General features: G+C 51.5%; 11 protein-coding genes and 1 tRNA gene. 5 read left to right on the forward strand and 7 right to left on the reverse strand.

All coding sequences use genetic code 11. The features are described 5' to 3' along the window. Nucleotides 1-13 precede the first annotated feature (13 nt). Entirely contained in the window at nt 14-1,672 is a 1,659-nt protein-coding gene (gene ctaD, locus ACR0JB_RS03160; RefSeq protein ID WP_170348353.1) for a cytochrome c oxidase subunit I, read from the reverse strand. A gap of 304 nt (nt 1,673-1,976) precedes the next feature. On the opposite strand from ctaD, the gene ACR0JB_RS03165 reads away from it, so the two are divergent. After that, a complete protein-coding gene (locus ACR0JB_RS03165) occupies nt 1,977-2,396 on the forward strand; it encodes an HIT family protein (RefSeq protein ID WP_170393603.1) in 420 nt (139 codons plus the stop codon). On the opposite strand, the gene ACR0JB_RS03170 is transcribed toward ACR0JB_RS03165, so the two are convergent. Next, the gene (locus tag ACR0JB_RS03170) at nt 2,397-2,822 is read right to left on the reverse strand and encodes a MerR family transcriptional regulator (protein WP_170393605.1); all 426 of its coding nucleotides are present in this window, start codon (nt 2,820-2,822) and stop codon (nt 2,397-2,399) included. It abuts the gene before it with no gap. An 81-nt stretch (nt 2,823-2,903) separates the two neighbouring features. Between ACR0JB_RS03170 and ACR0JB_RS03175 the strand changes: the two genes are divergently transcribed. Continuing rightward, nucleotides 2,904-3,848 (forward strand): cation diffusion facilitator family transporter, encoded by a 945-nt coding sequence (locus ACR0JB_RS03175; RefSeq protein ID WP_170374825.1) that lies wholly within the window; start codon nt 2,904-2,906, stop codon nt 3,846-3,848. A gap of 289 nt (nt 3,849-4,137) precedes the next feature. On the opposite strand, the gene lipB is transcribed toward ACR0JB_RS03175, so the two are convergent. Beyond that, nucleotides 4,138-4,794, reverse strand: a complete 657-nt coding sequence (lipB, locus tag ACR0JB_RS03180; protein WP_170374827.1) for a lipoyl(octanoyl) transferase LipB — start codon at nt 4,792-4,794, stop codon at nt 4,138-4,140. Between the two features lie 39 nt (nt 4,795-4,833). Further along, complete coding sequence (locus ACR0JB_RS03185) at nt 4,834-5,493, reverse strand: DsbA family oxidoreductase (protein WP_170393607.1); 660 nt, start codon at nt 5,491-5,493, stop codon at nt 4,834-4,836. A 142-nt stretch (nt 5,494-5,635) separates the two neighbouring features. Here ACR0JB_RS03185 and ACR0JB_RS03190 point away from each other — a divergent pair. Then, nucleotides 5,636-5,722 (forward strand) — tRNA-Leu (locus tag ACR0JB_RS03190). 826 nt (nt 5,723-6,548) lie between these two features. On the opposite strand, the gene ACR0JB_RS03195 is transcribed toward ACR0JB_RS03190, so the two are convergent. Further along, nucleotides 6,549-7,982 (reverse strand): sensor histidine kinase, encoded by a 1,434-nt coding sequence (locus ACR0JB_RS03195; protein WP_170393609.1) that lies wholly within the window; start codon nt 7,980-7,982, stop codon nt 6,549-6,551. A gap of 385 nt (nt 7,983-8,367) precedes the next feature. Here ACR0JB_RS03195 and ACR0JB_RS03200 point away from each other — a divergent pair, with 385 nt between their 5' ends. Beyond that, nucleotides 8,368-9,618: a cytochrome P450 gene (locus tag ACR0JB_RS03200; RefSeq protein ID WP_480789674.1), complete on the forward strand. Its 1,251-nt coding sequence runs from the start codon at nt 8,368-8,370 to the stop codon at nt 9,616-9,618. A gap of 63 nt (nt 9,619-9,681) precedes the next feature. Here ACR0JB_RS03200 and ACR0JB_RS03205 read toward each other — a convergent pair whose 3' ends face one another. Continuing rightward, nucleotides 9,682-10,818, reverse strand: coding sequence for a response regulator (locus ACR0JB_RS03205; RefSeq protein ID WP_170393613.1), 1,137 nt, complete (start codon nt 10,816-10,818; stop codon nt 9,682-9,684). Nucleotides 10,819-11,221: 403 nt separating this feature from the next. Continuing rightward, nucleotides 11,222-11,962: an acyl-homoserine-lactone synthase gene (locus ACR0JB_RS03210; RefSeq protein WP_254437318.1), complete on the reverse strand. Its 741-nt coding sequence runs from the start codon at nt 11,960-11,962 to the stop codon at nt 11,222-11,224. A gap of 558 nt (nt 11,963-12,520) precedes the next feature. Here ACR0JB_RS03210 and ACR0JB_RS03215 point away from each other — a divergent pair. Continuing rightward, a complete protein-coding gene (locus tag ACR0JB_RS03215; RefSeq protein WP_170393615.1) occupies nt 12,521-13,462 on the forward strand; it encodes a response regulator in 942 nt (313 codons plus the stop codon). Nucleotides 13,463-13,494 lie beyond the last annotated feature (32 nt).

The raw sequence follows: 13,494 nt of genomic DNA on the forward strand, positions 1-13,494 counted from the left end.
TCGGACTGCGGGATCAGTGCGCGTGGCCTTTGTCCCAGTCTTCCTGCTTTGGCAGCTGCTCGAACGTATGCTCAGGCGGCGGCGAGGGCAGGGTCCATTCCAGCGTGTCCGCGTATTCGTTCCAAGGGTTCGGACGGGTCTCTTTCGCGCCACGCAGCAGGGCATAGATCACGATGCCGAAAAACAGCAGGAACGAAGCGAAGGAAATGAACGCACCGATCGACGATACAAAGTTCCACTGGGCGAAAGCCTCAGGATAGTCGATGTAGCGGCGGGGCATGCCCTGACGGCCCAGGAAGTGCTGTGGGAAGAAGGTCAGGTTGGCGCCGATGAAGAACAGCCAGAAGTGAACCTTGCCCCAGAACTCTGAGTACTGACGACCAGTCATCTTTGAGAAGTAGAAGTAGACACCGGCAAAGATTGCAAAGACGGCACCCAAGCTCATCACGTAGTGGAAGTGCGCAACGACATAGTAAGTGTCGTGATAGGCACGGTCGATACCCGCCTGCGACAGTACAACGCCGGTCACACCACCAACGGTGAACAGGAACAGGAAGCCGAAGGCAAACAGCATCGGCGTCTTGAACTCGATGGAACCGCCCCACATTGTGGCAATCCACGAGAAGACCTTGACGCCTGTCGGCACCGCGATGACCATTGTGGCCAACATGAAGTACGCCTGCTGACGCAGCGACATGCCAACGGTGTACATGTGGTGCGCCCATACGACGAAGCCCAGAACGCCAATTGCGATAATCGCCCAGACCATTGGCAGGTAACCGAAGATCGGCTTGCGTGCGAAGGTCGCAATCACGTGGCTGATGATGCCGAAGCCGGGCAGGATCACGATGTACACTTCCGGGTGGCCAAAGAACCACAGGATGTGCTGATACAGGATCGGGTCACCGCCACCTGCCGGGTCAAAGAAGGTGAAGCCAAAGTTGCGGTCCATCAGCAACATGGTGATCGCGCCGGCCAGAACCGGCAGCGACAGAAGAATCAGCCACGAAGTGACGAAGATCGACCAACTGAATAGCGGTACCTTAAACAGCGTCATGCCAGGGGCACGCATGTTCAGGAAGGTGGTGATCATGTTGATCGCGCCGAGGATCGAGGAGGCGCCCGATACGTGTACGGCGAAGATCGCAAGGTCCATGGACATGCCGCCCTCGGTCGTGGACAGCGGCGGGTATAGAACCCATCCGACACCCGAACCAAGCTGGTCGTTCCCACCGGGGCTCAGCAACGAAGCCACGCCCAGCGAGGTACCGGCGACGTACAGCCAGAAGGACAGGTTGTTCATCCGCGGGAACGCCATATCCGGCGCACCGATCTGCAACGGCATGAAATAGTTTCCAAATCCGCCGAAAAGAGCCGGGATGACAACGAAGAACATCATCAGAACACCATGGTAGGTGATCATCACGTTCCACAGGTGTCCGTTCGGGGTACACGGGTCGGCCATGAAGCCTTCCAGGCACATGAACTGCACACCGGGGTGCATCAGCTCGAGCCGCATGTAAACGGTCATCAGAACCGAGATCAGACCGGCAAGTGCCGAGACGATCAGGTACAGAATCCCAATGTCCTTGTGGTTGGTCGACATGAACCAGCGGGTAAAGAATCCGCGATTATCTTCATGCTCGTGACCATGAATGGCTGCGTCTGCCATTTAGGTGCCTCCTGTTGCAACTGCACCGCGCAGCCAGACCTCTCTGGCGCGCGGGATTCCTGCTGGTTTTAGAGGGCGAAGGGGGCACCTTCAATGGCCGAGTTTGATCTGGATCAAGAATAATTGTCGCGGGCAGGAGGAAATCCCGCGAATTCTTGGTCTCAGTCAGGCCCTATCTGGCGATGGCTGTCAAAATTTCAAGGGTCCGCTTCTGCCCATTCGTGCGGCGTGGCAGAGTTCCGCCTTGACCCCCGGTTGTGTGGGTCGCAGTACTATCCCCAATTCCCGAAACCGGAGACAAGATATGGCCGCTTACGATCCCGACAACATCTTTGCCAAGATCCTGCGCGGGGAAATTCCCGCGACCCGCGTGTACGAGGATGACGAAACGCTGGCCTTTATGGATATCATGCCGCGGTCCGACGGGCATCTGTTGGTGATCCCCAAAACACCCTGCCGGAACCTGCTGGACGCATCACCTGCGCAACTGGCTGCCGTGACTGCAACCGTGCAGAAGCTGGCGAACGCTGTGGTCAAGGCGTTTGACGCAGACGGAGTCACCGTTCAGCAATTCAACGAGGCCGCAGGCGGACAAGAGGTGTTTCACCTGCATTTCCACATCCTGCCGCGTCAGGAAGGTGTTGCCATGCGGCCTCCGGGTAAGATGGGTGACTTCGACCTGATCACCCAGCATGCGGACAAGATCAAAGCAGCGCTGGTCTGATCATCCCTTGCCGTCGTGCGGCCCAAGGCACGCGCTGTGGTCGCCGAACGTGTGGAGCACAGCGCAAACATGGTCGTGCCCACCGTCACAAGCCGAGGCGATACGGGTCAGTTCCGCCTCAAGCCTGACCAATTGGGCGATACGCGCGCGTACATCCGCCAATTGACGTTCGGCGATTTCATGTGCCCGGTTCAAATCATCGCCATGCGCGCCTTCCAAGGATAACAGTGCCTCAATATCGCTCAAAGGCAGGCCAAGGTCTCGCCCGTGGCGAATGAACTGCAACCGATTTAATACGGCAGTGTCATACCGGCGCTGATTTCCAGCCGTTCTTTCCGGCTTTGGCAGCAACCCTTTGTCTTCGTAGAACCGGATTGTGGGCACTTTGACGCCGGTTCGCCGGGAAAGCTCTCCGATCGAGTACATTTTTCGGCTTTCCTCTCTTGAACCTCTAGTGACTAGAGGAATTACATGTGCTGTGCAGCCAAAACAAGGAACACCGGCACCATGGCACATCATCACGGCCACGAGGGACATAACCATCACCATATCGACCCGGACGCAGGCGATATGCGCGTCGCAGGGGCGATAGGGGTGAACATGCTGCTGACCCTGGCGCAAGTCATCGGCGGCATCCTTTCAGGGTCACTGGCACTGATTGCAGACGCATTGCACAATTTTTCGGACGCTATCGCGCTGATCATCGCTTTTTTCGCGCGCAAGATTGCCCGTCGCCCCGCCGATCCGCGTATGAGTTTTGGCTATGGCCGGGCTGAGGTGGTCGCAGCGCTGGTCAATTACACCACACTGATCGTGTTGTCGGTGTATCTGTTGTACGAAGGTGTCATGCGGTTTTTCCAGCCCGAGCCTGTCAACGGCTGGATGGTTGTCTGGATCGCCGCGCTTGCCTTGGTCGTCGACCTTATCACCGCTGCGCTGACCTATTCGATGTCGAAGGACAGCATGAACATCCGTGCGGCCTTTATCCACAATGTCGCTGACGCCCTTGGATCGGTTGCCGTCATTGTCGCAGGTGCGGCCGTCATACTGTTTGGCTGGACCTGGGTCGACCCTGCGGTGACGATCCTGATCTCGGTCTACATCCTGTGGCACGTGAAATCTGAGATCGGAGAAACGATCCGGGTGCTGATGCTGGGCGCGCCGCCCAATCTGTCGCCAGAGGATGTGGCCACCGCGATCGAAGCCACTGAAGGAGTGGCCGGTGTCCACCATATCCACCTTTGGAGCATGCAGGAGCAGGAACCAGCCCTGACCGCGCATCTTGAGATCGACGCCCAAAGCTGGACAGACGCGGAAACCATAAGACTGTTAGTGAAAGAAACCCTGAGGTCGCGGTTCGCAATCGGGCATGTCACATTGGAGTTAGAGCGCGCGGGCAAAACGCATGCAGCATTGCCCCGGTTTGGACATGACAATTTGCAAGGGTCCTGAAAAGGAATTGCCGTTCCGATTTTGGGGTCGGAACGGCAGACTCGTAAACAAACACTTTTTCCGACACCCAGGTTTTCCGGGATCACCGGTTTAACACACCACTCACTCTAGAACGGTAAAGTTAGACTACCCGTTAACGCGCAATTTGTATCGTTCTGAGTGAGCTTTCCGCCAAATAAACTCAAAATTAACGGGCTAAATGGCAGATTGCATACGGGTTCGGAAACAAAGGGAATTCTGAGGGGAAATTGTCAATTCGCCTTGCCGCGTTTGGCGATTCGAATTCAGGCTATGCGATGGCCGTTTCGAAACTATCCGCAAAGGTTTTTTGCAAGGCAGCGTCCACGTCGGCCATCGTTACAGGCAAGCCTAGATCGACCAGAGACGTCACACCATGCTCGCTGATTCCACAGGGGACGATGCCGGAAAAATGCTCAAGATCAGGTTCAACATTGATTGAGATACCGTGAAAGCTGACCCATTTGCGCAGGCGCAATCCAATGGCCGCGATCTTGTCTTCGGCTGGCTGGCCGGTCACCGTAAGCGGCTTGTCATCACGTTGCACCCACACGCCGACACGGCCGTCGCGAATTTCGCCTTTAACGTTGAACTCGGCCAAGGCTGCGATCACCCAAGTCTCAAGCTTTTTGACAAAGCCCCGCACATCCTTGCCGCGTTTGTTCAGGTCCAGCATGACATAAGCCACGCGCTGACCGGGGCCGTGATAAGTATACTCTCCACCACGCTTGGCTTCGTAGACGGGAAAGCGATCTGGATCCGTCAGATCCTCGGACCGGGCCGAGGTGCCTGCCGTATAGAGCGGCGGGTGTTCCAGCAGCCAGACACACTCGTCCGCCTCGCCCGCAGCGATGGCCGCGACGCGCGCCTCCATAAAAGCGACGGCTTCAGTGTAATCGGTTAACCCGTCGGTGATCTTCCATTCCATGGCGGTTCCATATCGCGCAGGTGCGGCAAGGGGAAGGGGTCAGGCGGCCTCGGCCAGGCACCTTTGCAGAATCTGGGCATAGGTGTCCGTGCCCTGCGCTCCGGTCACCAGATATTTGCCGCCGAACACCATTGACGGGACACCGGAAATACCTCGGCTGGTCCAGAACTCTTGCTTCTTACGTACTGCGGCGACATGCGCACCGGATTCCAGCGCAGATCGCGCCGCATCAACGGGCAGACCGGCCTCTGCAACTGCTTCAAGCAACACATCAATCTTCGACACATCCTTCTGGTCGGTGAAATACGCCTTGAACAGGGCAAGTTTCAGCGGATGCTGGCGGCCCTGAGCTTCGGCCCAGTCCAACAGTTGGTGGGCCGCAAAGGTGTTCACCATTCGGCTTTCTTCATTGAAATTGAACGCAAACCCCAGTTCGACTCCAAGCTGCGTCAGCCGATCTCGATTCTGTTGGCTTTGTTCTGCGGTCGAGCCGTATTTCTCCATGATATGCTCGCGTAGGTTCTGACCATCGGGCGGCATATTGGGGTTCAGTTCAAACGGATGCCATCTAAGGCGCGCCAGAACATTTTCCTGCTTCAGAGCCAGATCAAGCTGTTGAAATCCGACGATACACCAGGGGCAGACGACGTCTGAAATGATGTCGATCTGAAGCACGGGGCGGGGATCTGCGGCAGTCATGTTTAGACTCCTGAGCGGAAGATGAAGGATACGTTGACGATACAGATATGAATGCAGGCGAGGAATTCAAACTGGCGTGTTTTTGTCTCTTCACATCCTGATCATCTGCGTCTATATGCGCCTCTACCAAGTCACTGGCAGTGCGGTCGTGGCGGAATTGGTAGACGCGCAGCGTTGAGGTCGCTGTGGGGTAACACCCGTGGAAGTTCGAGTCTTCTCGACCGCACCATATAATTCATCTCGTTGTGTAATTTCAATTTATCATGTTGGCGTGAACGATCTTGGTCCACCTAAAGGCTTGTGATTTGGTCATCGGCGCAACGTAGTCGCTTTCGCTGCTTCTGCACGCGTGCGCTGATGCCTCCGATCGTCGAGTAGAGTGCCCGACAACCGATCAAGTACATAAATGGCTTCCACCAACTACTGTTTATCGAGGGTGAATCTCCACTGCTGGTTAAAAGGCTGTATGAGTGCGTCAACGTAATTAGCTGCCGCACATGTGAAGGCTGATTAGCTGCGAATATAGAGATAAACGTGCAATACGGGCTTAAGAACTGTGACGACCATACAATCAGAGTTGGGCGTCAAAACTTGAGTGAATTAGTTCAAATAGAGTGCGCCGAATCGATGAAGAAGCTGAATATTTTGACAGTCCGGCGGTCATTGGCTTCTTTGTTTCCGGTTTACATCAATTAGAACAACTGAAACGAACAAAACACGAGAAATTATCGGTGCTTGGACAGCTGATCCCTTATGATGTTCGTTGAAGTATCGCGGCCTGCAAGTAGTAGGCCTATTTGCCGAAAGTTGTGAATCTTCTGCATCTTCGGAAATGTACCTGGTAACGAGTTTGCTGTTCCGATCTCATGACCGGAACAGCATTTTCTTTTTTTGGAGTTGCATTGGCAATATGCAGGCTCCCTCATTTTACCGCAGGCGGTTTCAAGCTTGTCATGAGGTCATGTAGTTTTGGCGTTAACTTTACAGCGAAGAATCCGCTCTGAAACCATGGGATTCCTTCGAAAAAGCATGGTGACCTGCTTAGTGGGATTCGGCTAAAGTTGCTTGGATTGCACGGCGCAGGTTAGTGAGGTGTGCTCGGCTCCGGCGGAACCTACCTCGTGCCCGCTTATCGCGGGAAACATAACAAAGAACTCTGTGCCTTCACCAAGTTTGCTTCTGTAGTCTATTGTACCGCCAAAATGCTCAACAATTTCCTTTGAAATGTGCATCCCGAGTCCGGTACCGCCTGCGTGACGTTCATCGGAGGAGTCTATCTGGGAAAAGCAATCGAAAACTTTGTCATGGAACCCCTCAGGTATCCCGATGCCATGGTCTTTGACGAAGAGGCGAATATTCCCGCCGACTTTCTCGCATCCGACGGTTATCTCGCCTCCATCTAGGGAGAATTTAGCTGCGTTGGAGATAATGTTGGCCAACACCTGAAGAAGGCGGGAGGCATCACCTTTAATGTACAGATCATTGTTTCCCCTTAAGTCTTCTACAATTTCTACGTTGTGAGCACTGGTGTATCCCATGTTACATGCAATCGCTTCCTGAATCAGCGCATGTACATCAACAGTTCCTTCACGGTAGTTCATCTCGCCCGCTTCCATTTTTTGAATGTCCAGCACATCATTGATTAGGGATGCGAGCCGTTCGCAGTTTTTACCTGCTAAATGAATGAGGCTTTGCATTGATTCTGGAGCTTCACCCAATGCGCCTGTGTTGATTAGGTCAAGTGATCCCTTGATCGAAGTGAGAGGCGTACGCAGTTCATGGCTAACTGTCGATATGAACTGAGTTTTCGCAATGTAGGCCGCTTTTGTTCTTTCGTGCTCTGCTTTGAGCTTTTCGAGTTGTTCCAAATTCCTGCGGTAGAGCTTCAGAAACACCATCGAACAGTCAATCAGAAAGTACATTACAAAGATAACGGTGAAGAAGTGCAGCCAGAGTTCAGATGAAAGCTCGGGGCGTTCGGTCCAGATATCTTTGACGACAATCAACATGAACGATACGCCGTACATGGTCAGACGGACAATCATTGCCCACAGAAACTGATGGTTGTTCATTGCAGCAAACAACGCCGCAGCAAACAAGAAGAACATTGGAGTAAAGTGACCGCCGGCGGGTTGTGCGAAAGCAACTGAAACAGCATACAGGCAGATTGCAGTTGAGCTGAGGATCGTGTTCAACAGAATCCAAGCAACCATCATACCAATTGCTTTGTGCTGATCTGGCTTTAAGCGCGGTACGCGTTTGGCCAGCAATAAATCTTGCGCTTCGCATATGAGGATTGTCCCATAGAACAGCATGGCGTTAACGGGATCGAAGAAGAACGCAGTCAAAATGGTCGTGGCCAGATAAATAGCCTGCCGCTGCCACAGAAGCGCAAAGCTCATGGCAGTATAATCTATTATGTTTTGCAGAAGCCGGTTTTCCGTTTCACCAGAATCCCGGTCCGGCAGATTGGCGTCGATGGCTGTCATCTAGATGTCTTCGTTTTTCGCGCTTGGACAGTACCATTAGCGGCATAATGAGGACTTAGTTGGTCTGAATTGGGTTCACAGTTTGGCGCTAATCCCTTGAAGGCCACCGTGATTGTTGGCGTTTCACGCAAGATTCTGATGTGAGAGGTTGAAAAATTTTTGTTGCGCAAATGCAGTTTGGGGCGCCAAGAATTGACGATCTCGTTGCTAAGTGCAATTTTTTTTATCTTAATGTGCCATAAAGAAGGAGAAAATCTAAAAGGGTTGGGGTTTGGCTGCAGTTGAATTTACGAAGTTGGGGCAGGGCGCTGTCGCTCCTGTTTCGGCTAGGCTTGCAAAAAAGCCGGTGACACTGCTTCAGTTTGCAAGGTCCGCTGGTCGAAACATGTTTGAAGTCATCCCGGCCGAAACTCTGCGTGAAACTTATGTTCGTGGGCCTTTAAACATACACTATATCTGCGATCCTGAAATAATAACCGAGTTACTTGTCGGGCAGGGCCGTTCGTTTCCCAAAGCCAAGTTCACTAAAGACATTATTGGATCGGCTGTAGGCAACGGGTTGATACTCTCTGAAGGGGAAAAATGGCGTCAGCAGCGGCGTAGGTATTCTCCACTATTCGCCGCCAGGAACCTCCCGGTTCTGGCTCGGCATTTTGCAGAGACTGGTGTCGAGATTGCAGATTCATTGGCGGAACACGAAGGCCCCGTAGATGTTGCACAAATTGCGCCTGCATCAACGTTGACGAATATTTCCAGGGTGATTTTTTCGGGTAACAAGAAAGTCAGTTCAGAGCAAATACGCGTGGGGCTGATCAAGTATTTTGAGTACATTTCTGATTTGTCTCTTTTCGATTTAATGGGTTTGCCAAAGTGGGTGCCGCGCAAGAATTGGCTACGCAGCCTGGCCCCGGTGACTAATATGCGGAACCTTGCCAGACAGGTTATTGATCAGCGTCGCTCTGAATGCCGCAGCGAGCCACAGGATTTCCTCGATTTCATGATTGAGGCGTTGAAAACAGATTTCGAGGATGAAGCGACAACCGTTGACAACCTTTTAACCTTTGTCGTCGCTGGTCATGAAACTTCCGCCAACGCTCTGGCCTGGGGGTATTATCTGCTGGCGTTGCACCAAGAAATGCAAGCTAAGGTTAGACAAGAAATTCGGTCGGTTCGCCCCAAAGGTCCAATGGAGTTTTCTGACCTGGAGGCAATGCCACTCCTGCGCGCCCATGTAAAAGAGACGCTGCGGCTTTACCCTTCAGCTGCGTTCTTTGCTAGAGACGCAACTGCCGACCTTGAAATCAAAGGGGTAAAGATTGCAAATGGTGACGCGCTGTTCTTCCCAGTTTACTCTTTGCACAGAAACAAAAAACTATGGGATGCTCCTGACCACTATCGACCGGAACGGTTCTTGGGATCTACACTACCTCGAGGTCAGTACATTCCATTTGGAGATGGTCCCAGAATCTGCATTGGTGCTCAGTACGCTGAAACTGAAATCATGGTACTTATGGCTTCGGTGCTCCGTCGAATAAATTTTTCGATTACAGAGTCTGAATTGCCGGAGCCAGTTTTGACATTCACCATGCGTACCAGTGGCCCACTCATCCTCAATGCCGAACGGGTTCGCGAATAAAGTTGATATCTAAACTCCAGTGCCTGACCTTTGATCGACGTCAGGCCTGGCGATAGAATTAGCTTACTGCCGGCGAGTGAGGTAAGTGTTATCGCCGTACAGCTCACGCAAGACTACATCAAACAATCTATCGTTGATCATTTCTTTGCGATGCGGTGTGGGCTCTGAAAATGTGGAAGAGGTTGTAACCAGACCCTTTCTGAGATTGGCCTCACGATGATTCACTTTTTTGATAGCCATGTCCAAAGAGGCGAATGCTCCAACCTTCGTAAAAGAACGAAGCGATACCGGTGTACCTTTCACCACTTTAAGATGGACAGATGCGCAGCGGTTACTGAGAACAGTCCCTAGTTCTTGGTTTAGGAAAGCTTCGGTCGGAATATTCTGGGTGCGTTCCCGCCCATGTGTAACAACGAGAAATGCGCCACTCCCGCGATAGGAATAGATTCCTCCAGCAGCCTGTGTTGTTCTTTCAATGCAGAATCCAATGTCGGAAATAGATCGCCGAAAATTACCAAAATTCTTCAGATCAAAGTGATACTCGGCGTCACGAAATTTGATTGCGGTGACCCAGGTGTCAAATCGACGCCTCCGTGAAAGCTGCTCGACATAGTTATCGAATTCGACATACCCCAAGCATTGTTCCTGCTCGTCGATAGACAAAGGATCCTTGAAATTGAATTTCTGGTTGAAATCCAATTCACTGCGAAGATTTTCTATCGACGCCGATGAGGATTGGGTTTTCCTTCTTTCTATCATCAGAAGGTGAGCAGCGTTCATACGGCTGCGCAATTCAAAGAAGTCGAAGGGTTTAGTTACATAATCAAACGCGCCTTCTAAAAATGCCTTCTCGATGTTGTGCCTGTCATCCAGTGCAGTCAGCATTATGACAGGTGTTTCCAGGTTTTCCGGCAGGTTTCGGATTTGTGAAAGCAACTCTATCCCTGAGGTTCCAGGCATCTGAATGTCAACAAGCAGACAGTCGAACGGGGATTCTGCTGCTTCTATCATCCCAAGCGCTTCATCAGCTGAACTGGCTGCAGCCACATTGCAGTTTTCGAGTTCAGGAAGTGCTGACTGGAGCAATTTCAAAATGTCAGGATCATCATCAACCGCCAGTACAGTAAGTGCGGTCTTTCTTTGCGCTCGATGCTCTAATTTTCTTTGGAACCGATCACTGCCAAATGTGGAATGTCTCATAACTGGTGAACCGTCGATATCCTCATAACGGGATAAACTTATGAGGAGAGTGGGCCGAAACAGCGGCAAAAATGGAGAAAGTCTTCGTAGAAAGGGGCTTTTTCTTGACCTTTATTTGGCGCCAACGGCCTCAATAACGAATTGCCAGTTATTGTTGTGAACTAGCGTCGCTTTCTCTTAACGTTGTTTTTTCGGCAATCTGTTGGCGCTAAAGGGCAGTCTAGGATCGCAAAACTACGGAATTGAACAACGGTTGGAAGTCTAAGCATCGACTCTGGAAACCCCACGAAAATGCAATACAGTCGAGTTTTCCCAATAGTCTTAAAATCAACCTTAGTTGCAATGAAATATGCGTCGGGCGTCCAAGAGTAAATAAGACAATCTAGTGGGTGAGGTGTTCCATTTACTTGTGGATGTTGAATAAAACCGACTGACTGAAGGTGCCATCGATGGAAAACTTTGCGCCGACAGGCGAGGCATTGATGCCCAGTCGCCGTGACCACCGTGCCCAGACTGAGGGGACGATGCCCAGGATGCTGGTTGCACCACCTTCCATCGCGACAGTAGTCATCTGGTGAAACAACTCCTGTTGAACCGGAAGCCTGCGTGACGATGCAACATCCTTTGCCACGAAGAAACGGGATGCTTCCCAAACAGAGCGCTTTACCGGGGCGTCAATAAATAGAACGTCAGTTGGTATTCCTTTAAGGATACCTCTTTGCGCGTCGCGCAGCATATAACTGTATACCCCGCACTCTGCAGTCGTGGGCAGAAGTCGCACACCTCCTAAGACCTCACCGAATTCATGCAACACAACCCATCGACAGGCTGGCGTGTCGTATTGGTCAAATTCCATCCCGTCAGCTTCACCAACTTGCCACTTTAACTGGTCAATGAAAATTGATTTTCTGGTTTCAAGGTATTTTGCCAGAAGGTTGCCATGCTCGGAAATATTGCGAAAATTAAGTGTAGTCGCGCGAATATTGCCAATGTTGCCACGTGGCATTGGCGGACCGCTATTGGCAGCAAAAATTTCTAGTCGCGCCAAAGTATTTGGTGCGCCTGAAGTGCCGTTAGCAGGTGTCAGTTCCGGAAGCCCCTCCGGGACCGGGTATGTCTGCTTATACCTGAGTGGTCGGTCCATATTTTACTCATATTTCTGACACACTTATGGCAAGATTCAACTCAGCAAGTCCACAACCCTATGCGGTAGTTGCCCGAATAGATGGATAGGTGTGTCTAAATCTCCTCCCTTCCTTTGGTTACCTTCGCTAATTGACCAAAAACTTTAGAAAGTTCTTGGCTTCTATTTTCTCCCGCAGGTTCCACTTTTTTCCCCATGTCTGGCAACATTTTGAAAAAATACAGCTTCTCTTATGTATTCCTTTCAAATTCTCGCCCGGATCAGGCGCGGTTTCGCTATCCGATAGTATTTCGAGGCAGTCGTGACGGCCGATAGGAGCAAAGTTAAAATGGCATCAAGAATTGGAGGGATTTGCTATTCAGTATGCGCTCTCGCACGGGAAGAATTGCGCAAGTTAAAAAAAATGCACAGACATAAGGAAGCCCACCTTGTGTCACCGTTTTGCCGCCTTCGTAAGAGAGGATGAGAAAACCCTGAGTGTATCATGCGCGAGCCAACCGTTGCCTGAAGTCTGCAATGCCCAACGTTTGGTGAGGTGTAAAAGGTTGGTGAAAAGTTATGCGTATACTTGCTGTAGACGACGATCCTAGCATCCTGGAGTTGCTAGATAGAGTTCTAGACGCGTTCGGTTATAAAGACGTCGTCACCGCCAGAAGTGGGCCAGAGGCCATTGAAATACTGTCACGACCTAACGAAGCGTTCGACTGCTTGCTACTGGATGTGCAGATGCCGCAAATGAACGGCATAACTCTTTGCGAAGAAGTGCGAAAATTACCAGAGTACACTTACACGCCTATTATCATGGTGACCGCCATGGTGCAAAAAGAGTACATCGACGAAGCATTCGGAGTTGGGGCGACGGACTACGTTACAAAGCCTTTTGAGTTCTCTGATCTGAAGCAGAGGTTGTCTGACGCCTATAGAATGGCAGCGGAACGCAGAGCCGCAATCGAAGTGCTGGAAGCTGAAGCGGATTTTGAGTTGTGTTTTGGCAATAGTCCGGACGTTCGCTTAAGTGATCCGCAATGTTTCGGAGATTTGCCCGGTTTCATTGGGTTAGCTGAATTTGAGAACTACGTAATTCAGCTTTCAACGATGCACTCCATGGCTGCAAAGCTTGTGGCGGTGAAATGTATAGGCGCCGAACAAATCTATGAGACGAGCACGGTCAGTGAATTCCGTAGTGCCATGACTTTAGCTGGTACAGCGGTTCTGTCAGCTAGTGAGGAAGGGCGTAAAGTGGCGACCTATTGGGGAAATGGCGTGTTCTTGGTGATCTACGACAATCAAGTTAATTTGAGCGTGGACCAGTTGGGAGCTCCGCTTCCGGAGGCATTGAAAGAAATTTCCGGTGACACCACTTCAGGTCGGCCAATTGGCTTCCAAGTTAGCGAAGAAGTTATGCTTAAAGCCAAAACCAAGATGGAGGCGTTGTTCTTGATAGACAAGGCCGTCGAAATGGCTGAAATGTCGGAAGGTCGAGCGGCGAATATCGGTTGAAAAACTGCATATATGGATGGTGATTGAGACTA

The organism is Ruegeria sp. BI7, assembly GCF_056537925.1.

Coding starts and splice junctions, on each gene's coding strand:
- ACR0JB_RS03165 (WP_170393603.1), top strand. CDS start 1,977: ATGGCCGCTTACGATCCCGACAACATCTTTGCCAAGATCCTGCGCGGG.
- ACR0JB_RS03215 (WP_170393615.1), top strand. CDS start 12,521: ATGCGTATACTTGCTGTAGACGACGATCCTAGCATCCTGGAGTTGCTA.
- ACR0JB_RS03170 (WP_170393605.1), bottom strand. CDS start 2,822: ATGTACTCGATCGGAGAGCTTTCCCGGCGAACCGGCGTCAAAGTGCCC.
- ACR0JB_RS03175 (WP_170374825.1), top strand. CDS start 2,904: ATGGCACATCATCACGGCCACGAGGGACATAACCATCACCATATCGAC.
- ACR0JB_RS03205 (WP_170393613.1), bottom strand. CDS start 10,818: ATGAGACATTCCACATTTGGCAGTGATCGGTTCCAAAGAAAATTAGAG.
- ACR0JB_RS03185 (WP_170393607.1), bottom strand. CDS start 5,493: ATGACTGCCGCAGATCCCCGCCCCGTGCTTCAGATCGACATCATTTCA.
- lipB (WP_170374827.1), bottom strand. CDS start 4,794: ATGGAATGGAAGATCACCGACGGGTTAACCGATTACACTGAAGCCGTC.
- ctaD (WP_170348353.1), bottom strand. CDS start 1,672: ATGGCAGACGCAGCCATTCATGGTCACGAGCATGAAGATAATCGCGGA.
- ACR0JB_RS03210 (WP_254437318.1), bottom strand. CDS start 11,962: ATGGACCGACCACTCAGGTATAAGCAGACATACCCGGTCCCGGAGGGG.
- ACR0JB_RS03195 (WP_170393609.1), bottom strand. CDS start 7,982: ATGACAGCCATCGACGCCAATCTGCCGGACCGGGATTCTGGTGAAACG.
- ACR0JB_RS03200 (WP_480789674.1), top strand. CDS start 8,368: ATGTTTGAAGTCATCCCGGCCGAAACTCTGCGTGAAACTTATGTTCGT.